This is a genomic window from Cupriavidus sp. H39 (assembly GCF_050271075.1).
Classification (GTDB): domain Bacteria; phylum Pseudomonadota; class Gammaproteobacteria; order Burkholderiales; family Burkholderiaceae; genus Cupriavidus; species Cupriavidus necator_B.
Genome location: NZ_CP189846.1, coordinates 1,927,815 through 1,949,745, shown reverse-complemented (window position 1 = coordinate 1,949,745; position 21,931 = coordinate 1,927,815). Strand labels below are relative to the sequence as shown.

21 protein-coding genes are annotated in these 21,931 nt (G+C 68.3%); 10 read left to right on the top strand and 11 right to left on the bottom strand.

Features of this window, described 5'->3' with window-relative positions; all coding sequences use genetic code 11:
* Positions 1–28: 28 nt before the first annotated feature.
* The 4 genes from ACOCMH_RS09255 to ACOCMH_RS09240 form a co-directional block, all read right to left on the bottom strand.
* Positions 29–1,777, bottom strand: a complete 1,749-nt coding sequence (locus ACOCMH_RS09255) for a class I adenylate-forming enzyme family protein (protein WP_427306694.1) — start codon at positions 1,775–1,777, stop codon at positions 29–31.
* Positions 1,778–1,874: 97 nt separating this feature from the next.
* A complete protein-coding gene (locus tag ACOCMH_RS09250; protein ID WP_427306693.1) occupies positions 1,875–2,639 on the bottom strand; it encodes an SDR family oxidoreductase in 765 nt (254 codons plus the stop codon).
* Between the two features lie 233 nt (positions 2,640–2,872).
* Positions 2,873–3,739: an arylamine N-acetyltransferase family protein gene (locus ACOCMH_RS09245; RefSeq protein ID WP_427306692.1), complete on the bottom strand. Its 867-nt coding sequence runs from the start codon at positions 3,737–3,739 to the stop codon at positions 2,873–2,875.
* Positions 3,740–3,766: 27 nt separating this feature from the next.
* Positions 3,767–4,468 (bottom strand): Crp/Fnr family transcriptional regulator, encoded by a 702-nt coding sequence (locus tag ACOCMH_RS09240; RefSeq protein ID WP_427308416.1) that lies wholly within the window; start codon positions 4,466–4,468, stop codon positions 3,767–3,769.
* Positions 4,469–4,664: 196 nt separating this feature from the next.
* Here ACOCMH_RS09240 and ACOCMH_RS09235 point away from each other — a divergent pair, with 196 nt between their 5' ends.
* The gene (locus ACOCMH_RS09235; protein WP_427306691.1) at positions 4,665–5,162 is read left to right on the top strand and encodes a DUF962 domain-containing protein; all 498 of its coding nucleotides are present in this window, start codon (positions 4,665–4,667) and stop codon (positions 5,160–5,162) included.
* A 509-nt stretch (positions 5,163–5,671) separates the two neighbouring features.
* Positions 5,672–6,130, top strand: coding sequence for an HU family DNA-binding protein (locus ACOCMH_RS09230; RefSeq protein ID WP_116340185.1), 459 nt, complete (start codon positions 5,672–5,674; stop codon positions 6,128–6,130).
* A 240-nt stretch (positions 6,131–6,370) separates the two neighbouring features.
* Here the strand turns inward: ACOCMH_RS09230 and ACOCMH_RS09225 are convergent, their stop codons facing one another.
* The 3 genes from ACOCMH_RS09225 to ACOCMH_RS09215 form a co-directional block, all read right to left on the bottom strand.
* Complete coding sequence (locus ACOCMH_RS09225; protein WP_171513427.1) at positions 6,371–6,739, bottom strand: 5-carboxymethyl-2-hydroxymuconate Delta-isomerase; 369 nt, start codon at positions 6,737–6,739, stop codon at positions 6,371–6,373.
* A gap of 179 nt (positions 6,740–6,918) precedes the next feature.
* Complete coding sequence (locus tag ACOCMH_RS09220; protein ID WP_427306690.1) at positions 6,919–7,515, bottom strand: HAD domain-containing protein; 597 nt, start codon at positions 7,513–7,515, stop codon at positions 6,919–6,921.
* Positions 7,516–7,700: 185 nt separating this feature from the next.
* Entirely contained in the window at positions 7,701–9,326 is a 1,626-nt protein-coding gene (locus ACOCMH_RS09215; protein ID WP_427306689.1) for a methyl-accepting chemotaxis protein, read from the bottom strand.
* 245 nt (positions 9,327–9,571) lie between these two features.
* Between ACOCMH_RS09215 and ACOCMH_RS09210 the strand changes: the two genes are divergently transcribed.
* Positions 9,572–11,518 carry a phosphodiesterase gene (locus tag ACOCMH_RS09210; RefSeq protein ID WP_427306688.1) on the top strand — a complete coding sequence of 649 codons (1,947 nt, stop codon included), beginning with the start codon at positions 9,572–9,574 and terminating at the stop codon, positions 11,516–11,518.
* Here the strand turns inward: ACOCMH_RS09210 and ACOCMH_RS09205 are convergent.
* The gene (locus ACOCMH_RS09205) at positions 11,428–12,183 is read right to left on the bottom strand and encodes a response regulator transcription factor (RefSeq protein ID WP_427306687.1); all 756 of its coding nucleotides are present in this window, start codon (positions 12,181–12,183) and stop codon (positions 11,428–11,430) included. The genes ACOCMH_RS09210 and ACOCMH_RS09205 overlap by 91 nt on opposite strands.
* A 414-nt stretch (positions 12,184–12,597) precedes the next feature.
* Here ACOCMH_RS09205 and cls point away from each other — a divergent pair, with 414 nt between their 5' ends.
* The 4 genes from cls (at position 12,598) to ACOCMH_RS09185 (ending at position 15,717) form a co-directional block, all read left to right on the top strand.
* The gene (gene cls / locus ACOCMH_RS09200) at positions 12,598–14,034 is read left to right on the top strand and encodes a cardiolipin synthase (protein WP_427306686.1); all 1,437 of its coding nucleotides are present in this window, start codon (positions 12,598–12,600) and stop codon (positions 14,032–14,034) included.
* Between the two features lie 131 nt (positions 14,035–14,165).
* The gene (locus ACOCMH_RS09195; protein WP_427306685.1) at positions 14,166–14,810 is read left to right on the top strand and encodes a TetR/AcrR family transcriptional regulator; all 645 of its coding nucleotides are present in this window, start codon (positions 14,166–14,168) and stop codon (positions 14,808–14,810) included.
* 332 nt (positions 14,811–15,142) lie between these two features.
* Entirely contained in the window at positions 15,143–15,457 is a 315-nt protein-coding gene (locus ACOCMH_RS09190; RefSeq protein WP_427306684.1) for a hypothetical protein, read from the top strand.
* Positions 15,458–15,534: 77 nt separating this feature from the next.
* Positions 15,535–15,717: a hypothetical protein gene (locus ACOCMH_RS09185; RefSeq protein ID WP_427306683.1), complete on the top strand. Its 183-nt coding sequence runs from the start codon at positions 15,535–15,537 to the stop codon at positions 15,715–15,717.
* Positions 15,718–15,732: 15 nt separating this feature from the next.
* Here the strand turns inward: ACOCMH_RS09185 and ACOCMH_RS09180 are convergent, their stop codons facing one another.
* Both ACOCMH_RS09180 and ACOCMH_RS09175 read right to left on the bottom strand, forming a co-directional pair.
* Entirely contained in the window at positions 15,733–16,158 is a 426-nt protein-coding gene (locus ACOCMH_RS09180) for a hypothetical protein (RefSeq protein ID WP_427306682.1), read from the bottom strand.
* 242 nt (positions 16,159–16,400) lie between these two features.
* The gene (locus ACOCMH_RS09175) at positions 16,401–17,522 is read right to left on the bottom strand and encodes a site-specific integrase (RefSeq protein ID WP_427306681.1); all 1,122 of its coding nucleotides are present in this window, start codon (positions 17,520–17,522) and stop codon (positions 16,401–16,403) included.
* Positions 17,523–17,633: 111 nt separating this feature from the next.
* On the opposite strand from ACOCMH_RS09175, the gene ACOCMH_RS09170 reads away from it, so the two are divergent.
* The 3 genes from ACOCMH_RS09170 (at position 17,634) to ACOCMH_RS09160 (ending at position 21,446) form a co-directional block, all read left to right on the top strand.
* Complete coding sequence (locus tag ACOCMH_RS09170) at positions 17,634–18,593, top strand: DNA-binding protein (RefSeq protein WP_427306680.1); 960 nt, start codon at positions 17,634–17,636, stop codon at positions 18,591–18,593.
* Positions 18,594–18,764: 171 nt separating this feature from the next.
* A complete protein-coding gene (locus ACOCMH_RS09165; protein WP_427306679.1) occupies positions 18,765–20,996 on the top strand; it encodes an ATP-dependent DNA helicase in 2,232 nt (743 codons plus the stop codon).
* A gap of 126 nt (positions 20,997–21,122) precedes the next feature.
* Entirely contained in the window at positions 21,123–21,446 is a 324-nt protein-coding gene (locus ACOCMH_RS09160) for a thioredoxin family protein (RefSeq protein ID WP_174078882.1), read from the top strand.
* 22 nt (positions 21,447–21,468) lie between these two features.
* Here the strand turns inward: ACOCMH_RS09160 and ACOCMH_RS09155 are convergent, their stop codons facing one another.
* Positions 21,469–21,900, bottom strand: coding sequence for a VOC family protein (locus ACOCMH_RS09155; RefSeq protein WP_427306678.1), 432 nt, complete (start codon positions 21,898–21,900; stop codon positions 21,469–21,471).
* Between the last annotated feature and the right edge of the window lie 31 nt (positions 21,901–21,931).

Genomic DNA, 21,931 nt, shown 5'->3' with positions numbered 1-21,931 from the left:
CGGATCGATGCGGTCGCGCTGCTTGAGCTTACGCGGCTGCGTCGAACAGCTTGCGCAGGTTCGATTTCATGATCTTGCCATTGGCATTGCGCGGCAGCATCTCGTGGTAAATCAGGATGCGCACCGGCACCTTGAAGGCCGCCAGCCGCTCGCGCACGAAATGCTGCAGCTCGGCCTCGGTCGCCTGCATGCCCGGTTTCAGGCTGACCACGGCGGCCGGCTCCTCGCCCAGCGTCCGGTGCGCCAGTCCGACCACCGAGGCGTCCATGACCGCGGGGTGCTCGTACAGCGCGCTTTCCACTTCGATGCAGTAGATGTTCTCGCCGCCGCGGATCAGCATGTCCTTCATCCGGTCGACGATATAGACGTAGCCCTCTTCATCGAGCCGGGCAATGTCGCCGGTGCGCAGCCAGCCATCGACAAAGGTCTGGGCAGTGGCCTCGGGCTTGTTCCAGTAGCCGCGCACGACATTGGCGCCGCGCGCCATCAGTTCGCCGGTTTCACCGGGCGGCAGCGCCTGGCCGCGGCCGTCGACCACCTTCATTTCACCGATCGGCAGCGCGGGGCCGCTGCTGTCGGGGCGCATCACGTACTCTTCGGCGCTATGGCTGGTGAAGGTGGACGAGGTTTCCGTCATGCCCCAGCCAATGCCCGGCGCGGCCAGCGGGAACACCTCGCGGATACGCCGGACCAGTTCGGGCGAAGCAGGCGCGCCGCCATAGTTGATGTTCTCCAGCGACGACAGGTCGAAGCGGCCGCGCTTCGGATGCTCCAGGATCTGCCACGCGATGGTGGGCACGCCGCCCGCCGCGGTGCAGCGCTCGCGCTCAATCAGTTCCATGCCGCGCAGCGCGTCCCAGCGGTGCAGCAGCACGATCTTGCCGCCGGTGGCAATGGCGCCGTTGAGCACCGCCATGCAGCCGGTGACGTGAAAGAACGGCACCGCCAGCAGCATTGATTTTTGCGGCGCGGCCGGATCCGGCGCCGGCATGGGTTCGCCCCGGCGCAGCAGGTTGCGCAGCGGGCTGAAGCCGCCGGCCACCGCCACCGAGGTGGAGTTGCGATGCGTGCCCAGCGCGCCCTTCGGTTTGCCGGTGGTGCCCGAGGTGTAGAAGATGGTGGCGTCGTCGTCGGGATCGATTTCGACTGCCGGCGGCGCCTGGTCCGGCAGCGCCGCCCAGCTGGCCGAAGGGCCGATCACGCTTTCCAGCGCCGTCACGCGCGGCTCGGCCGGGGCAGTGCCCGCGCGCGATACGTAGATGCGTTCCAGCGCCGGACAGCCCGGCAGGTGTTCGAGGATCCGGTCGAGCCGCTCCGCATCGACAATCGCGATGCGGCTGCCGAAATCGGCGAGGCCATATTCCAGCTCCTGGCCGGTCCACCAGGCATTGAGCGGGGTCACGATGGCGCCGGTCAGCAGCGCGCCGTAGAACGCCACCGGCCACTCGGGCAAGTTGCGCATGGCCAGTGCCACGCGGTCGCCTTTGCGCACGCCGTCGCGCACCAGCGCCTGGGCCATGGCGACGGCGGCGCGCAGGAACGCATCGTAGGAGACGCGCTCGTCTTCGTAGACGACGAAGGTGCGCTCGGCAAACGCGCGCGTGGCCAGCAGCAGCTCGCGCAGCGTGGGCGGGGCGTTCTTCCAGACCGTGGTGGGGATGCCGCGGATCACGCGGGTTTCGGTTTCGAAGGGCGCGCCGGGCGCGGTCAGGCGGGCGTGCGCCTCGGCCAGCGACATGACCGGCCAATGGCTGGCCAACTGCGTATTGCTCGACATGGACTGCCTCCCGGAACTGCACTGCAGGTTGAGGGAAATGCAGGAAAGCGGCCGGCGCAGTCAGCGCCGGCCGCCATGCAACGCGTGCGTCAAAGGCTCAGATGGTCACGCCGCCGTCCACCACCATGGCCTGGCCGGTCATGAAGGTGCTGGCCGCGGAGGCCAGGAACACGGCCGCGCCGGCGATTTCGACGGGCTCGCCGATGCGGCGCAGCGGGGCGCCCTGGGTGGACTGCTTGTAGCGCTCGGGATCCTCCCACAGCGCACGGGCGAAGTCGGTCTTGATCAGCCCGGGGGCGATGCAGTTCACGCGCACATTGTGCGGCCCGAACTCGACCGCCAGGTTGCGCGCCAGCTGGAAGTCGGCAGCCTTGGAAATGTTGTAGACGCCGATGGTGGGCGAGCCGCGCAGGCCGCCGATCGACGACACGATGATGATCGAGCCGTCCTTGCGGTCGATCATCTGCGGCGCCACCATCTGGATCAGCCAGTGGTTGGAGATGACGTTGTTGTCCAGCACCTTGCGGAACTGGTCGTCCGACACGCCGCTCATCGGCCCGTAGTACGGGTTGGACGCGGCATTGCAGACCAGTACGTCGATCTTGCCGAAGGCGCGGTTGGTCTCGTCGACCAGGTGCTGCAGGTCTTCCTTTGAAGAGATGTTGGCCGCGACCGCAATCGCGGTGCCGGCGCCATGGCGGGCGTTGATGGCATCCACCACTTCCTGGCAGGCCTCGGCCTTGCGCGAGGAAATCACCACCTTGGCGCCCTGTACGGCCATCTGCTCGGCGATGGCGCGGCCGATGCCGCGCGAAGAGCCCGTGACGACGGCAACCTTGCCCGTCAGATCGAACAATGACATGGAGTCTCCTGTATGGCTGCGCCGGCGTCAGCGGTGCTGGCCGGCTTGTGCTGGCGGCGGGGTGCCGCGCTATCGTGCTGCAGACGCCCGAAAGGCGTTGTCGCCGGGACATTATGTGGCGCGGCCATTGCCGAGTCCACAGCGCTGGGTGGCGGTTACCGGCCTTATCAGCATTCTTTCTGCGGGCAATGCGCGCCGTGCATGGAGCCGATGCTGCATCGCGCAAGCGCGCTTCAGCTGCCCGCGGATGCCGTCGCAGCCGCCAGCAAGCGGGGCAGCGTGGCCCTCAGGTCGTTGCGCAGGGCCTCGTCCAGCAGGATGCCAAAACGGTCTGACAGGGCCTGCACCACGGCGTCGGCATGCTGCAGTTGCGTGCGGCGCACGCTGCCGTCGGGGGCGCGCTCGGCCAGTTCGCCGTTGGCCAGCGTCACCCGCGTGCCGCCATCGGTGCGCGCGGCCATCAGGCGCTGCAGGAAGACACTGTCGGGGTGCGTCGAGACATACCAGTTGCGCGCCACGAAATCGATCCATGGCTGCGGCGTCAGGTCGAAACGGTACACCGGTAACCAGCCCGCGTCGCCATGCGCCTGCAGGTCGTAGCTGTGGAATGCGGCGGTCGCAGCTTGCGCCGGGGAGGGCGCAAGCCGATAGGGAAAGCCGTCGTCGGCCGGCTCGGACAGCGGCATCGCGCGGAACGGCGTGGGGCCGCCGAAGCCGACATCGGCCAGATAGCTGCGGTGCGCCACTTCCACGCGCAGCAGCATGTGCGAGGTCATGGTCGGGACGTCGTCCGGCACGCCCCAGCGCACGCGCGCGGCCAGCGGCGTCACCATATAGCCGAGCGCGCCGAGCCCGGCGCCAAGCAACGTATTGAGTTCAAAGCAGTAGCCGCCGCGCCGGCGGGTGACCAGCTTGTCGAACACGGCATCCAGGTCGATGCGCACCGGGCGGCGCAGCAGTGGGTCGACGTTCTCGAACGGAATGCTGGCCAAGTGCGCGCCCAGCACGGCATCCAGCGCTTGCAGCGTGGGCGACGGCGGCGCGGCGATGCCGAGCCGCGCCAGCCAGGCGTCCAGTTGGGCGGCGTCCAGGGTAGTCATGGGTTGCGGGGCTCCGGTACGGTGCGGTCAGTTGAGCGCTTCCAGCGCGGGCAGATCGAGCAGTTCGATGCCGCCATATTGAAGACGCAGCAGGCCCTGCGCTTCCAGGTCGCGCAGCGCGTGGTTTACGGTCTGGCGCGACAGGCCCAGCATCTGCGCCAGCTGCTCTTGCGCAATGCGCACGCGCCGCGTAGCCACCGCGTGCGGCAGATTGCCGTAGCCATGGGCCATCGCGGCCAGCCGCCGCGCGACACGCGCCGCCGGCGGTAGCAACTGCGCTTCCTCGACATAGTGGAAGGCTTCGCGCGTCTTGGCTGCCAGCAGTTGCCCGAACGCCTGCCACCACGCCGGCTGCTGCGCGAGGCGCTGCGCCAGCGCGGCGCGCGGCACATGCCACAGCGTGGCGGCGGTGGCCGCGCGCGCGTCATGGGTGCGCGGCAGTCCATCGAACAGGCAGATCTCGCCGAACCAGGTGCCGGGTTCCAGCAGGCCCAGCACCGCGGCCTTGCCCGATGCGGCGCTGGCGTGGATCTGCATGGTGCCGCTGGCGACACAATACAGGCCATCGAAGCGATCGCCGCGCGCGAACAGGGTCTCGCCGGCGACCAGCCGGCGCAGGCCGCCGTCGTCCACCAGCGCCTGGCGCAGCGCCGGCGGCAACTGGCTGAACCACGCGCCAGCGCGCACCGCGGCAAGTGGGTCGCTGCATGGCAGCGTCGGACTGGACATCATATCGGCGGGCTGCGCCTTGGGGTGGTGGGGGAGGAGAGCGCGCTGTGGCGGGCTCGCCGGTCGCATGCCGGTCTCCGTTCTCGGCACCTGGCGGAATGTCAAAAACCTGACAGACCGGCCGATGCACGCCCACTACTATAAATCCACCTCGCGCCCGCCGCGCGCGCACCACCGCGAAGTCCAGGAGACGCCCGTGAAAACCCTGATCGAACATCTCGCCAACTACGCCGCCTACCATCGCGACCCGCGCAATGTCTTCACCCATTTCGTCGGCATCCCGATGATCGTGCTGGCCGTGACCACGCTGCTGGCACGGCCGGCACTGGCTCTGGGCGATGGCAGCGCCGTGCTGACGCCGGCCATGCTGCTGTATATCCTGTCGTGCCTGTTCTACCTGCGCTTGTCGCTAGGCTTCGGGGTGGCGATGGCGCTGATCCTCGCGTTGTTCCTCTATGCTGGCGCGCATATCGCGGCGATGCCGACGGGCTGGTGGCTCGCGCTCGGCATCGGCCTGTTCGTGGTGGGATGGGTGATCCAGTTCATCGGTCACTATTACGAAGGACGCAAGCCCGCCTTCGTCGATGACCTGGTCGGCCTGCTGATCGGCCCGCTGTTCCTGGTGGCCGAAACGGCCTTCGCGCTGGGGCTGGCGCGCGATACGCGCGACGCCATGGCCGCCCGCGCGCACTGATCAGGGCTGCCCGACCGGCAGCCGCAGACGGGCGGCCAGACCGCCCAGCGGGCGCGATGCCAGCCCCAGGCTGCCGTCATACAGGCGGCGATCTCCGCAACGTCATCCGGACCGGCCGCATCGCGGCGGCGGTACCGCTGTCGCTGCTGAGCGTGGCGTTGATCGCGTTCGGAGCGCTCGCCGCCCGGCGCGTTGCTGGCGATCTGCAGCGGGGATTGAGCGCGAACGGTAGCGTCCAGACGCATGCACAGCGTCGCGCGCCGGGCTTCGTCGCTGCGGCCGCGCGTGCCAAAGCGGGGGGACGTAGGCCGTTTTCGCGCTGCACTGAGGCAAAGCCGCGACAAAACCCGGGGTTTTCACCGGGTTTTGCGCTTCGCGTGCATGAAAACCCCTTGACTTACGGTACTTTCCGCTATGATTCAGTGGGCGTCGATCAGGCGATTGCGCAACGCTCCGTAGCAGCGCATCAGACCTGCCGGCATCCATCTGTTCAACCTACGAATATCGATATGGCGACCAAAGCGAAACCGACCGCGAAGACTGCAACCAAGCCCGCCGCCAAGAAGGCTGCGGCAACCAAGGCACCCGTGAAGGCTGCCGCCAAGAAGGCCACGCCGGCCAAGAAGGCTGCTCCCGCCGCTGCGCCCGTTGCGCGCCCGCTGAAGGACACCTTCAACAAGTCGAGCCTGGTCGCTCACCTGGTAGCTCAGACGGAACTGGAACCCAAGACCGTGAAGACGGTGCTGGCCCATCTGGAAAACACCATCGTCAGCGCGCTGAACAAGAAGGGCGCAGGCGAGTTCACGCTGCCCGGGCTGCTGAAGGTCACGGCGCAGCAAGTGCCGGCCAAGAAGAAGCGCTTCGGCAAGGACCCGTTCACCGGTGAAGAGCGTTGGTTCCCGGCCAAGCCGGCCAGCGTCAAGGTCAAGGTCCGTCCGCTGAAGAAGCTGAAGGACGCCGCAGCCTGATCTGCACCAGTTGTCTGAAAGAAAAGGAGCCGCTTGCCGGCTCCTTTTTTTATGGCCGCCGGCATCAATCCGGCTGCGTTTAATCCAGGTCAAGTCGGTGGCCATGTTCGCCACCTAGAATCCACTACGTCATGGGTGCGGGGGCGCTCCCCATGACAGAGCTTCCGGAGTCTTCCTGAAGCTTCCGCCCGCGGCCGCAACGGCCGCGGGCTTTTTATTGGCCGCGCGATGCGGCGGCAATCAAGCCACCACTTGCTTGGCGTAGGTTGCGCGCGCCATCTCGCACACTTCTACGGACACCTGCACATTCTGTCCGGTGCCGCCGCCCGAGCGCACGGCTTCGGCGATCACGTCGCAGACGGCCTGCGCCAGTGACTGGCGGACGGCGGTATCGCGCCCGTCCAAGATCGACAGGCGCGCATGGACAAAGGCGCGCTCGACGGCATCGATGCCCTGGCGGTAGGTCGACAGCGTGATACAGCGCGACTTGATATCCGCTTCCTGGAACTGTCCGGAAGCCAGCAGGGCGGCATTCGCCTCATCCAGCAATTCTTCCTGCGAGCAGTTCAGGCGAGTGTTTTCAGTCAGTTCGATGACGAGGTGAGGCATGGCGGGTCCTGGCACAAAGCTCCGGCATGGGGCCGGCGACAGCGAGCATGATACGGGATCGCCGGGCCCGGTACGCCAGACCCACGCAGCGGGCCAGCCGGTATCGCGCGTTGAGGGTCATCGGATGCAAAACGGGGCGCCCATGGGCGCCCCGCGGGGAACTGCAAGGCAGCGGCAGCTCAGGCGTGGACGGCCGTCACTTCGCGTGCCGGTGCCAGCGCACTGCCGAAGCGGGCGGGGTTGTCCCGCGCCAGTTGCTGCAGTTGCGCCAGCTTGGCCTTGAGCCCGGCATCCAGCTTCGGCGCCGGCATCACCGTCGAGGGGCAGGCGACGCCCAGGATATCCAGAGCCTGCTGGAAGTTTTCCAGGGTCAGGCCCACGGCGGGGTCGACCGTGACCAGATGCTCGCGCAGGGCCTCGGGCATCGACCCCGCCGGGGCGCAGGACAGGATCACGTAATGGCCCGGGCGCGCGCCCTGGGCGAAAAACGCTTCGATCTCGGCGCCGTGGCCGCCTGCGGCCGGCGGCGTCATGGCTTCGACCTGCAGGTCCAGTTGCTGCAGGATGGCCGCCGGCGTGCCCCGGCGCCAGGCATCGGATACCACCACACGGGCGCCAGCCACGCCGAACAGCCTGCGGACCAAGCCAAGGGCGACCGGGTCGAAGAACCTGACGTCGCGCGGCGTGCCCGAATCCGGAATGCCGCCGAGGCGGGCGCGGGAGCGGTCGGAGTACAGGACGCCGGGTACGTCCAGCATGATGAGTCGTTCAGCCATGGTTTCCTGAGCAGGTGCCAGTTCAGTTGGTGTGAAGCAAGATTACTCGCCGGAACCGGGCTGTCACGTTACCGGGGCTGGTTCAGTTGCAACATATCTGTAACTTCGTCGCGGAAGACGTAAATGCGGGTTACGTCGTCATGACAAATGTTTCGACCCGACACATCTTTCCCGCAGCCGCGAGGTCAGGGCTGCTGGAAGCGAAAGCGTGCGACGTCTGCGGCCAGCGCGGCGGCCTGCTGGTCGAGCCGCGCCGCCTGGCCGGCCAGTTCGTCGACCAGCGCAGCATTCTGCTCGGCTGTCTGGCGCAGTTGCGCTGCGGCCTGCCTGGCGCCCTGCACGCTGTCGGCCTGCTCGTCCGCGAGCGTGCGCAGTCCCTCGGCCAGCGCATGGCTGTGGCCCACCGTCGCGGCAATCCGGTCCATCGCCGCCACGACGCTGCCGCTCAGGCTGGCGCCTTGCTGGATCTCGTGCGTGGCATTGCCGACGATGCCGCCAATCTCGCGCGCCGCGTCGGCGCTGCGCTGCGCCAGCGCGCGCACTTCCTGCGCCACCACCGCAAAGCCGCGGCCTGCCGGGCCCGCGCGCGCCGCTTCCACGGCGGCGTTCAGTGCCAGGATATTGGTCTGGAACGCGATGCTTTCGATCACGCCCACAATCTCTGCGATATGGCGCGAATGGCCATGCAGCGCATCCATCGCGCCGCGCATGCGTTGCACCACGGCTGCGCCGTCATCGGTGGCGGCGCGTGCCGCGCTGGCCATCTCGCTCGATTCCGTGGCCTGCGCATGCGCGGCGGCCACGTGCGCCGCCAGCGCCTGCATGCGGTCGGTGGTTGCGTCGAGGGCACTGGCTTGCTGCTCGGTTCGTGCCGACAGGGCCTGGTTGCCCGCCGCGATCTGCTGGCTGGCCGCGGTGATCTCGTGGGCGCTGGCCTGGATGCGTGCCAGCACGCCGGCCAACTGGTCGCGCATGCCGGCCACATGGTGCAGCATGCTGCTGTGGTCCGAAGGGCGCAGCGCGATCGGGGCGGTCAGGTCGCCCGCCGCAATGCGCCGGGCGATGTCGGCGGCATCGCGCGGCTCGCCGCCCAGTTCGGCACGCAGGCTGCGCGCCGCAATCGCTGCCAGCGCGGCGGCGGCGAGCAGGCTGGCGCCGAGCAGCGCCGCCATCCAGGCCTGCGCGCGCAGCTGGCTGGTGGCCACGCTGGCGACCGTAGCGGCGGCCTGCTGCTCCTGCTGGCGGCGTACCGCCTCAACCTGGTGGCTGAGCCGCTGCAGCTGCTCGGTGACGAAGTGGCCGTCCACCGAGACCGCGCTGTCGAACTGCAACGGATCCAGCGGCTGCTTGCGCAGCAATGCCACGTAGGCCTGCGCCAGTTCGCTGGCGCGCTGGCGTTCGCGCAGCAGTGGCGCCGCCTGCGCCGGCGCGGCACGGTGCACGCCGGCCAGTGCCGCGTCCAGTTGCGACAGGGCCGCCGCCATCTCGTCGGCGGCGCCGTCGCGCTCGGCGCTGCTGGTGGCCATGGTCAGCGCCAGCTGGGCCCGCCCGAGCGCCGCCAGCGCTGATTGCGCCCGCTCCGCCGAGATCGCGCCGTGCATGTCGTGCTGGTACAGGGTATCGGTGCGCGCCTTGATCGAGACCAGGTTGGCGATGCCAGTCAGACCGACCGCGGCGCCAAACAGGTAGACCAGGGCAAAGGCGACGCACAGGCGCGCCACCAGTGGCAGGCGGCCCAGCCGGGCCAGCCCGCGCGCGGGCGCAACGGCCCGACGGTGGCCGGGCAGGGATGTCTTGAACACTTGCAACACGGAGATGACTCCAGACGGGCGCGCCGGCCTGACCGGCCTGCGGCACCCGGGCTTGACCCGATTCGCGGCTGGCGCTGCCCTCTATACGGGACAGTCGCAGCGGCGCACGGGATCGTCGTCGATCAACGTGACGCCGACGTGACATAGGCGCAAGATGGACTGTCATCGCGCTGTCATGTGGATGTCATGCAATGTGGGCCGCGCTGCGCCCCTGATCGCTGCCGCACCATCCCCCGCTTGCTCCTATGAATGGCCTGACTGTCGCCACGCTCCAGCATGATCCCGCGCCCGACGCTGCCGGCATTGCCCCAGACGAGACCGTGTTTGCGCCGGTGCGCCTGCCGCCGCTGCATGCCGTGTTCCAGCCCATCGTGCAGGCAGACAACGGCGCCATCCTCGGCTATGAAGCGCTGATCCGCGGTCCGGTGGGCTCCCCCTGGGCGGCGCCGGACGCGTTGTTCCGGCTGGCGCAAGGCGTCCGCGCCACCATCGCGCTGGAGGTGGAAGCGGCGCGCACCGCGCTGGTCGCGTGGCGCAGCTTCGACCTGCCCGGCAAGCTCTTCCTCAATTTCAGCCCGCAGACCTTGCGCCACCTGCTGGCCGACCGGGGGCGCCTGATGGCGGCCTTGCTCGAAGCCGGCATGGCACCGTCGCGGCTGGTGATCGAGGTCACCGAACAGACGCCCATCGGTGACGCAGTCAGCTTCGGCATGGCCATGGCGGTGTTGCGGGAACTCGGCATGCAGTACGCGCTGGATGATTTCGGCACCGGGCATGCCAACCTGGACTTGCTTGCCCACCTGTCGCCGCATTTCGTCAAGATCGACAAGTCGCTGGTGCGCGGCATCGCGTCCTGTTCGCGCCGGCTGGAGATCCTGCGCGCACTGCTGCGCATGATGAGCGCCTTTGGCGGGCGCGTGATCGCCGAAGGCATTGAAGACGAAGATGAACTGGCCGTGGTGCGCGACCTGGGCGTGACCGGCGCCCAGGGCTATTACGTGGGACGGCCCGTGGCGCAACCGGTGGCGCAGGCCGCCTTGCACGTGCGGCAGGCGCTGGCATCGCGCCGCATTGCCGTGTTTCCGCAGATGGTGCGCTCCGGCTGGTCGGGCATCACCGCGGGAAGGCTGGTGCGGCCGGCGCCGACGGTGTCGCCTGCGGCCAGCAACGATGCGGTGCTGCGCACCTTCCAGGACCAGCCCGACCTGCAGGCCGTGGCGGTGGTCAATGATGAAGGGCGGCCGCTGGCCATCATTGGCCGCCAGGCGTTTATCGACCGCTACGCGGCGCCGTTCCACCGCGAGCTCTATGGCAAGAAGGCGTGCATCGCCATGGCCAGCCGCGATCCGGCGTGCTTTGACCAGCGTGCCAGCCTGGAGGACATGGCGCAGATCCTGTCGGGCGAGAACACGCGTCCGCTGGCCGAGGGTTTCGTGATCACCGACCAGGGCCGCTATATCGGGCTTGGCACCGGCGCGGACCTGATCCGGGCAATCACCGAGGTGCGCATGGAAGCGGCGCGCTACGCCAATCCGCTGACCTTCCTGCCGGGCAATATCCCGCTGAACCAGCATATCGAGCGCCTGATCGAGGCCGCCAGCGAGTTCCATGCCTGCTATGTCGACCTGAACCACTTCAAGCCGTTCAACGACAAGTACGGCTACTGGAAAGGCGACGAGATGCTCAAGGGCGCGGCCGCGATCCTGGCCGAGGCGTGCGACCCGGCCCGCGATTTCCTCGGGCACGTGGGCGGCGACGATTTCCTGGTGCTGTACCAGAGCGGCGACTGGGCCGAGCGCATGCGGGCTGCGATCCTGCGCTTCAACGATGCGGCGCGCGCCATGTATGCGCCGCCGGACCGCGCCGCCGGCGGCATGCATGGCGAAGACCGGCACGGGAGGCCGGTGTTCTTTCCGCCGGTATCGATGGCGGTGGGCGTGGTGTGCGTCAGTGGCGAGGGCGTGGCCGGCCTGCAACGGCTGGGCAGTCAGCAGATCGGCACTGCGGCGGCCGCTGCCAAGCGCGAGGCCAAGCGCTCGCCGACGGCATGGCCGTGCTCGACTTCCTGGCGCTGTCGGCGACCCTGCCGGCATAGCGTGCCTCAGCTGCCTGAGGGCTCGGGCACGGTGGTCCGGGTTGCCGCTTTTGGCAGCCTGGGCGCGATGCGCTCTTCGAGCACGTCAAGCCGGTAGCCGTGCGCGTAGACCACCGTGATGACGATGCCGTTGGCCACGCCGATGCGCAGCGTCTTGCGCAGGCGCGAGATCAGTCCCGCCAGCGCCCGCGACAGCGGTGGCAGTTCGTGCCGCCAGATCGCCTGCTGGATGCGCTCGCTGGCCAGCACGCGGCCGACGTTGGAAAACAGCATCATGGCCAGATCGAATTCCTTCGGCGTCATGGCGATGCGCTCGCCGTGGAGCGTGGCGAAGCGCCCCATGCTGTTCAGTTGGTAAGGGCCGGCCTGCACCACCAGGCCCTGGCGCACGCGTTCGCCGGTAACGCGCCGACGCAATGCCGTGATGCGCGCCATCAGCACGCGCCCATTGAGCGGGCGGCACACGTAGTCGTCGGCGCCCGCATCGAGCGCGTCGACCAGTTTGTCTTCGCTGTTGTCGGCAGCCAGCAGGATGATGGGCACGTCGCCCGAGCGGGCGCTGCGGACCGCGCGCACCACTTCCAGGGCCGGCAGGTCCGACACGGCATCGTCGATCAGCAGCATGTCGTAAGGCTCCTGGCTGACACGGAGGATCAGCTCCCGTCCGGTCTCGAACACGCGGCAACGGAAACCGGTGCCCTCAAGCAGTTCGGCCACGGTACGGAGTTGGGGCGAAAAGCCCATGAGCAGCGCAATATTCATCGAAGGCGGACCACAGGGCAGGATACGGGCAGAAACGGGAAAGCGGCCACCAACGATCGGGCCGCAGAAGGCGAACGGCAGCGCCGCGCCCAGCCAGAAAGCGTATTAAAAGTGCAGTCGGAAAAACAATCAGACATTGCTGAAATATCTGTCGATTTTCTTGATTCGCCCGGCGTGAGCCGTCGGCATCAGGGAGGTCGAGGCCGGCTCGCGGACGCTACGGAAAGTTGTCCACAGTTCCTGTGGACAAGCGGGGGGACGATGCCCTGACAGCCGCCTGGCATGGTCATGCCATCGGCGTGCCAAAAAAGAAGGCAGCGCTGGCAGACGAATGGCAGCCGGCGCCTACAACCAGACCGCGCTGTGCCAAAATAGCGCGCATCGCGACCCGGTCAGGGGACACAAGCCCACCCGATGCTGCAGAGCCCAAGCGTCATCGCCATCATCGTGCTGGCCTTTCACGTCGTAGGCGTGGTGGCCGCGCTGCATGCCGTCATGACGGTGCGCACCGCGCCGGGCGCGATTGCCTGGGCAGGCTCGCTGCTGATGATGCCGTACTTCACCCTGGTGCCTTACCTGATCTTCGGGCGCAGCACCTTCGCCGGCTATGTCGATGCGCGCCGCTTCAACGACGACCGGCTGCGCGAGATCCGCCACGGCATGACGCCGCGCGAGCGCGAAGCCCGCAGCGCCTGCGTGGTCCACGCGCCAGTCCAGGCCTGCATGCGGGCGCTGCCGCGCCTGACCGGCATGCCGTGCCTGGCCAACAACGATGTGCGGCTGCTGATCGACGGCGAGCAGACCTTCGAAGCCATCTTTTCCGCCATGGCGCGCGCCAAGCAGGTATTGATCGTGCAGTTCTTCATCGTCCACGATGATGCGCTGGGCCAGCACCTGCAGGCGCTCATGTGCGAGCGCGCGCAAGCCGGCGTCAAGGTGTACTTCCTGTTCGACCGCATCGGCTGCCACGCTATGTCGCGCCGTTACGTGCGCACGCTGCTCGATGCCGGTGTCGAGGCCAAGGCGTTTTCCACGCACCGCGGCTTCGTGAACCGGTTCCAGCTCAACTTCCGCAACCACCGCAAGCTGGTGGTCGTCGACGGCTGCGAAGCGTTCGTCGGCGGCCACAATGTCGGCGTCGAATACCTGGGCCAGCGTCCGCCGCTGGCGCCCTGGCGCGACACCCATATCGCGCTGCGCGGCAGTGCCGTGCTGGACTTGCAGATGGCCTTTGCCGAAGACTGGTACTGGGCCGCGCGCGAGGTGCCGCATCTGCTGATGCCGCCGCCGGAGGCGGGCGGGCGCATGACTTGCCAGGTGGTTCCGTCGGGGCCGGCCGATGCGCAGGAAACCTGTTCGCTGTTCTTTGTCGAGGCGATCCAGGCGGCGCGGCACCGCGTGTGGATCACGTCGCCGTATTTCGTCCCGGACGAAGCCGTGTTCGCGGTGCTGCGGCTGGCGGTACTTCGCGGCGTGGACGTCCGCATCCTGATCCCGGCCCGGCCGGATCATCTGGTGGTCTATGCCGCCTCCACGCTCTACGCCCACCAGGCCATTGCCGCGGGCATCAAGATCTATCGCTACCAGCCTGGCTTCCTGCACCAGAAGGTGATCCTGATCGACGACGAGGCCGCCGCGATCGGCACCGCGAACCTGGACAACCGTTCCTTCCGTCTGAATTTCGAGCTAATGGTGATGACTGCCGACGCGGGCTTTGCGGCGCAAGTGGCGGCAATGCTCGAGGCCGATTTCGCGCAAGCCCGTCGGGTCGGGCTGGACGAGTTCCTCGCGGCGCCGGCCCCGCTGCGGGTGGCGATGCACGTCGCCAAGCTGTTCGCGCCGATCCTCTGACACGCGCGCTTGCAGCTGTCAGCGTCCTTGCCATCGTCGATGCAACAAGTCTGTGACGGTTTGATTGTGTACACTGTTCACTATAAGACTCTGCACATCATGAACCGTCATTCGTTTTCCAGGAGGCCCGCATGAACCGGGAAGCCTCCGCACCGCCCGGGCGGGCGACCTACCGCCATGGCGACCTGCGCCGCGCGCTGCTCGACGCCGGCATCGACCTGGCGCGCGAGGGCGGCCCTGACGCCATCGTGCTGCGCGAAGCGACGCGGCGCGCCGGCGTGGTGCCCAATGCCGCGTACCGCCATTTCTCCAGCCGGCAAGACCTGCTGCAGGCGGTACGCGCCTCGGCCTTGTCTTCGCTGGCGATTGCCATGGAGGCCGAGATCGGCGGGCTGCGCCCGGGGCGCGGTGCCGCCGCGCATGCGCGCGCCTGCCTGCGCGCGGTCGGCACGGGCTATCTCCGTTTTGCCCTGACCGAAACCGGCTTGTTCCGCACCGCATTCTCGGTACCGGACGAAGTCGAGGACGACGCGGACCCGGCCAAGGCGGGTAACAGTGGCCTGAACCCGTTTCAACTGCTGGGCGCGGCGCTGGACCAACTCGTGGAAGCGGGAGTGCTGCCGGGGGAGCGCCGGCCGGGCGCCGAATACCTGGCGTGGTCGGCGGTGCACGGCCTGGCGATCCTGCTGATCGACGGTCCCCTGCGCAGCCGCGCCAGCGAGCAGGCGGAGGTGCTGGGCCAGCGCGTGCTCGAGATGGTCGAGAAGGGCCTGTAGCGAGGGCCTGTGTCTGCAGCCGCTGCATAAAAAAATGCCACGATGGCGGGGACCATCGTGGCAACGCAAGGAGCCAGGAAGGGGGGCAACCTGGCTCTGTCGGGCACCCAGGGTCGGGTGCAAGAACAATGTATTCCGTTGTTTCTCATGTGAATATCGGACACTTCTTAAATATGCCTTTTGTTTTGTCCCGATATAGGCACCTGAACGCCTATGGCTTGCCCCGGGTGCGTCACGCCGGGACGGCATGCGGAATGCAGGCCCTGCCGCGCGGTCTAACTTCCGTACCTGGCAGTTCCCGCAGGCTGAACGCTGATGGTGGGGAGGGCATCATGCAATACGGTATCGGAGTGATCGTCGTTGCGACCGCCATGGCGGGGTGCGTGGCGTATCCGTATGCCAGCGACCCGTATCCGGCATATCCCGTCTACACGGCGTCGACGCCGTACTACCAGGCCTACCCGGCCTACCCAGCCTATCCGGCGTACGGCTATCCTTACTACCGCCCGTGGCCTGCCTATGGCAGCTTCGCCTTCATCTATGGCGGCGGCGGATACGGTGGTCATCACTGGCACGGCAACGGCCACCACGGGCACGGTGGCTGGCATGGCGGCGGGCATGGTGGTGGCGGCGGAAGGGCGCGCTGAGCCGCAGGCGCCAGGATAGCAATGCTGTGCCGACAGGGTTACCATCGGCTCACGTTCGCCAACGGAGCTTTATCGCCATGAGCAAGCCCGCACCGAAGCCACAGCCCCAGCCGCGCACGCCCGCGCAGCAGCAATCCCGGGACGAACTGATCGAGCGTGAGCTGGATGAGGCGCTGAAGGACACCTTCCCCGCCAGCGACCCGGTCGCGGTTGATACTGACGGGCCGCGCCGGCCCGGCAAACCGAAGCCGGGGAAGTAAAAGCTTGCGGGCGCGCTAGGGCAGCTGGCGCAGCTGCCCGATCACGGACATCAGCCGCCCGTGCGCGACGATGACACCGGACTCGTCCTGCAGCGCTTCCTGGTAGCGCTTGCGGAACGCGGCATCGGCGCCGTCGCTGAAGAGTTTTTCGGCGGCGCGCCCGACGGCACGGCAGGTGTCGTCGTGGTGTTCCTTGGCTTCCAGCTCTTCGTCGATTTCGATGATCAGGCGCGACAGCGGGTCGAGCCAGCGGAAGTAGTTGTCTTCAGTCACCAGTTGCACAAACAGGCCGGCCGGTATCGGACCGTTCAGCCGTTCATACTGCGCCCGGTCATAGCCGATAACTTCCTTGTGAACCTGCAGCAGGGCTGCGCGCAGGGCCTTCAGCCCTGAGCGGCGCGTTTCCTGCGTGGCGAGGAATTGTTCGTTGGGCATGCCCATCTCCGCGTTTCCACTTGATCGGGTCCGGGCAGCGGTGCGTCGTTGCGCGCCTGTACCGCCAGCGCTTGCGCCGCGGTGACTGTCTGCCGGATTTTCCGCGCGCGGCGTCCAGCCTGTGCCGGCACTGTCCCGCGCGCCTGCCAGTATAGGCAGGCCCCGCAGGGCGAGCCAGAGGCGCCGGCTAGCGAAATACCCGTATTTGCGCCGGCCCCGGCGCATGGTTGGCGGACATGGCGAGTCGCTCAGGGGCCCTCGCTGGCATCCGGCGCCAGCAGGTCCGCCGCGCGGGAGCGCCGAGCGTCGGCCGCGCGGAAATAACGGACCACCGTCGATACGCTGGCATGGCCGGTCATGGCCATGGTTTCGGCCAGCGGCACCTGCTGTGCCGCGGCTTCCGTGACAAACCCCGAGCGCAGCGAATGCGCGGAATAGTCGCCGTCCAGCCCCGCCAGCGCGCAACGCGCCTTGACGATGCGGCTGACCGCCGCATCCGACAAGCCTTCTCCCACATGCCCGCCGCGGCGGATGCGCCGAAACAGTGGGCCGTGGCCGATCCCCGCGGCGGACAGCCATGCCTCGAGGGCCTGTCCGGCAGCGCCTGTGACGGGCTTGGCGATCTCGGAGCGCTCGCTGCCTGACTGATTGGTTTTTGACCACCCCAGCACATAGACAAAATCTCCCGGGCCCACGCGCGTGAGGTGGTCCATGGTGGCGCGCGCGACCTCCGAGCGGCGGCGTCCGCCGCTGGCCCACGCGAACAACAGCAGCGCGCGGTCGCGCAACCCGGCCAGCGAGCCATCGCAGGTATCGAGCAGGCGCAGCAACGGCGCACGGGTGAGCGCGGCCTTGCGTGCCTGGCGGTGGCCGCGACGCGCGTAGGCGCGGCGGGTGCTGGCCATCAGTTCGCGCACGCTGGCATCGGCGCACGGGTTAGGCAGGCCCTGCAGCCGGTGGGCCTTGGCGATGACCGCGAGCCGGTGGGTCAGCGTGGACAGCGCGGGCGGGCCGGGTCGCGCCTTGCATCCTGCAGCGACCAGCGCCTGGTCGATTGCCGCAGGCATCTCGCAGACGGGGCCCTGCTGCGTCTGGCGCGTGGCGTGGTCGACGATGAACTGGATAACGACGGCAGGCGCAAGCGGAAGCCGCACCGGCTGCCGGTAGCGCAGGGCATACCAGGCCGACCAGTAGCGCAATGCGGACCGGTAGCTGGCCACGGTGTTTTGGGACTCTCCCTCTTGACGCAACGCGTTGGCCGCCTGCTCGGCGAGAGGATCCAGTTGGGACGTGCGGAGCGGGGCCGGTAAGTCGACATCAGCGGGAATCGGTGGGAAATAGGCCTCGTGGGCGTCTCGGATGCGTATCATATGGGATATGATGTATGCTGTACTATATCATACAATAACGAGGGATAACGCTCGATAAGCCTTCATTATCGAACCTTATTTGTGACTTTCCAGGAAATTGCCGGATCTCAAATGGAACCGCTCCGCAGCCGAGGCATCACCCGCGACGACGTCTGGCAAGCCGCCGACAGCCTGCTCAAGACGGGCCAGCGGCCGACCATCGAACGTATCCGCCTGCACCTGGGGCGCGGCTCGCCGAACACGGTCAGCCCGCACCTGGATGCATGGTTTGCCGCGCTGGGCGGGCGGATCCAGGACCCGCAGGGGTTCGCGCCAGCGCCCGGCTGCCCTGAGCCGGTCACCGAAGCCGCACGCTATCTGTGGGAGGCGGCGCTGCAGAGCGCCAGGACCGCGGCCGAGGCCGCGTTGGCACAGCGGGAAGCGGCGCTGGCGACAGCCAACGCAGCGCTGCAGCAGGAGCGCGAAGCGCTGGCGCAGGAACGTCAGGTCATGCAGGCGCGGCTCGACGGCGCGGAGGCTGCCCTGGCCGAACTGACGCGGGCGCGCGACGAGGCGGCGGAGCGCGCGGCGCGCGCCGAAACGGCTGCGGCCGCGTGGCAGCAGCAAGCCGAAGCGCTGCGCGCCGGGCATGCGTCAGCGCTGGCCGCGCGCGATGCCATGCAGAACGATTTCGACGCTCAGCGGGCAGCCTGGGACCAGGAGCGCGAAATGCTGACGCAGCGTACTGCCGCCAACGAGCGCCGTATGGCGCTGGAACTGGATGCGGCGCGCGTGGCAGCCAGGGAAGCGCAAAAGCTGCTTGAAGCCGAACGCAGGGCGGCGGTCGAGCGCTTGACCCGAGCCGCCGAGGCGGCGTCGCGCCAGGGCAGCGAAATGACCCAGCTGGGCCAGGCGATCGCGGTGCTGGAAGAGCGGGTACGCCAGCGGGAAAGCCTGCTTGCGGAGTACCGGGAGCAGGCTGGCACCGCGCCGGCTGGGCCCGCAGCCGCGGGGACGCCACCGCGGCGCAGCCGTCCGGCCCGCATTGCGCTGTCCGCCGGCAAAGGGCGACGGCGCGGCCGCATGCTGTAGCGAAGCGGTTGCCGCTACGCGGCAGGGCATTCGCCGGCCAAGCCGATACTGTATATTTATACAGTTTTCGTCGTCTTTGTGGTTGTGTCCGCCCCCGTCCCGCCCCCTCCTGTTACGCCCGCACCGGCCACTGCGCCGGCGCCGCCCCGGTACGTCGTCGCCGTCCGTGCATTGTGCGAGTTCACCGCCAAGGCGGGCGACCTGGACCTGCGCTTCGTGCCGACGCCGTCGGCGCAAGAGGGGATGGCAGGGCATGGCGTCGTGACGGGCCGTCGCGGTGCGGGCTACCAGGCGGAACTGGCGCTGTCCGCGGATTTCGGTCCGCTCCATGTCCGCGGCCGTGCCGACGGCTACGATGCGGCTGCCAACCGGCTCGAAGAAATCAAGACGGTCCGCGGCGATGCCGCCGTGCCGGACAACCACCGCCATCTGCACTGGGCGCAAGCCAAGATCTACGGCTGCTTGCTGTGCCGCAAGCTGGGGCTGCCCGGGCTGGACATCGCGGTGGTCTATTTCGACATCGTCAGCCAGCGCGAACACCCGGTGGTGGCGCATTTCGACGCGCCGGCGCTCGAGGCGTTTTTTGTCCAGTCCTGCGAGCGCTTCCTGCACTGGGCGCAGGCCGAACTGGCGCACCGGCAGGCGCGCGATGCCGCGCTGGCGCAGCTGAGGTTCCCGCACCAGGGCTTCCGCCCGGGCCAGCGCGAACTGGCGCAGGCGGTCTACAACGCCAATCGCGCCGGCCGCCACCTGCTGGCGCAGGCGCCCACCGGCATCGGCAAGTCGGTCGGGACCCTGTTCCCCGTGCTCAAGGCCATGCCGGGCCAGCGGCTCGACAAGGTGTTCTTCCTGTCGGCCCGCTCCACCGGACGCGGGGTGGCGCTGCACGCCGCCGCCGCCTTGCGCGGCCATGGCGCGCAGCCGCTGAACGTGCTGGAACTGACTGCGCGGGACAAGGCCTGCGAGCATCCGGAACTGGCCTGCCATGGCGAATCCTGTCCGCTGGCGCGCGGTTTCTATGACCGCTTGCCGGCCGCGCGCGAAGCGGCGCGCGCCGTGCCGGTGCGCGAGCGCGCCGCGGTGCGCGAGCTGGCACGGCAGCACGGCATCTGCCCTTACTACCTGGCACAGGAGCTGGTGCGCTGGAGCGACGTGGTGGTGGCCGACTACAACTACTACTTTGACCGCAGCGCGATGCTGTATGCGCTGACCGTGGCCAATGGCTGGCGCGCCAGCGTGCTGGTGGACGAGGCCCACAACCTGGTCGAGCGCGGCCGCGCGATGTACACCGCGGAGCTGGATCCGCAAGCGCTGCGCGAGCTGCGCCGCAGCGCGCCCGCCGCGGTGTCCCGGCCGCTGGCACGGCTGGCGCGCCAGTGGAACGCACTGGCGCGCCAGGGTGACGAGGCCTACGAGGTCCTGCCGGAAGTGCCCGTGGCCTTGCGCCGCGCGCTGGACGAATGCTGTGCGGCGGCACTGGCCTACATGACCGAGCACCCGGGCGCGCAGGAGCCGGCGCTGCAGCGCTTCTACTTTGACGCGCTGCATTTCGCCCGACTGGCCGAACAGCTCGATGCGCATTCGCTGTTCGATATCCAGCGCGCGCCACGCAGCCGCCGCGGCCACCAGGCCCGGCTTTGCCTGCGCAATGTCATCCCGGCCCCGTTCCTGCGCCCGCGGCTTGCCGCCGCACACTCGGTCACGCTGTTTTCGGCGACCCTCGATCCCGCCGACTATTACCTGGACACGCTGGGCTTGCCGGCCGATTGTGCGCGCGTGCAAGTGCCATCGCCGTTTAGCGCCGAGCAGTTGTCGGTGCGGATTGCCTCGCGCATCTCCACCCGCTATGCGCGGCGCGAGCAGTCGCTGCCGGCCATCGTGGCGCTGATGGCGGACCAGTTCCGCGCGCGCCGCGGCAACTACCTGGCCTTCTTCAGCAGCCACGAATACCTGCAGCAGGCCGTCGCCCGCTTTGCCGGGTCGCACCCGGACATCCCGCATTGGGTCCAGGCCCGGGGCATGGACGAAGCCGCGCAAGCGGCGTTCCTGGCGGCCTTTGCCGAGGGCGGCGAGGGCATCGGCTTTGCGGTGCTCGGCGGCGCCTTTGCCGAGGGCGTCGACCTGCCGGGCGAGCGCCTGATCGGCGCCTTCGTCGCGACGCTGGGGCTGCCTCAGTTCAACGCCGTCAACGAGCAGTTCCGCGCGCGCATGGAGCAGGTGTTCGGCCAGGGCTACGCCTATGCCTACCTGTATCCCGGGCTGCGCAAGGTGGTACAGGCCGCCGGCCGGGTGATTCGCACGCAGCAGGACCGGGGCGTGCTGTATCTGATCGATGACCGCTTTGCCGCGGCGCAGGTGCGCGGCTTGCTGCCGTCATGGTGGGAAATCGCGCCGCCGGCGTAGAAATTACACGGTGGCGCTGCGGATGGGGCATGCTGCGGCCATGGATGGCGTCAAGCCAGCCCTACGTGCTGGCCGCCTGGAATGAATCTGGCAGGCAGACTGTCACGCCACAGGAAAGGAAACACCATGCCGATGACCCAACACTACGCAGCCACCGAGCCGACCCGCACGGAAGTCGATACGCTGTCCGGCGCCACCGTGCTGGAGTTCGGCGCACCCTGGTGCGGCTACTGCCAGCGTGCCCAGCCGGCGCTGGCCGAGGCCTTTGCCGTGCATCCCGACTTGCGCCACCTGAAGATCGAAGACGGCAGCGGACGGCCGCTGGGCCGGTCTTTCCGCATCAAGCTATGGCCGACGCTGGTATTCCTGCGCGACGGCCAGGAAGTGGCCAGGCTGGTGCGCCCGACCGCGGCCGAGCCGATCCGCGAGGCGATGCGCCGCATCGCCTGACAGCCGCCCGCGCCGGCGGGGATTACTTGGCGAACACCTGGCTCAGGTCGCCAAACGCCTTGAACTCCAGCGCGTTGCCCGACGGGTCCAGGAAGAACATGGTGGCCTGTTCGCCGACCTGGCCCTTGAAGCGCACGTGCGGCTCGATCACGAACCGCGTGCCGGCTGCGCGCAGGCGCCCGGCCAGTGCCTCCCATTCCTCCATCGGCAGGATCGCGCCGAAGTGGCGCACCGGCACATCGTCGCCATCGACGGCGCTGGTCGCACGGTGGCCACATTCCTCGGGCGACAGGTGCGCCACCACTTGGTGGCCATAGAAGTTGAAATCCACCCACGCCTCCGAACTGCGGCCTTCAGGGCAGCCCAGCAACTCGCCATAGAAACGCCGCGCTTCGGCCAGGTCGCGAACGGGAAACGCCAGGTGGAACAAGGGGATCGGGGAAGTCGTGCTCATGGGGTTTGATGGAAAGGACGGGTTCTGAAGA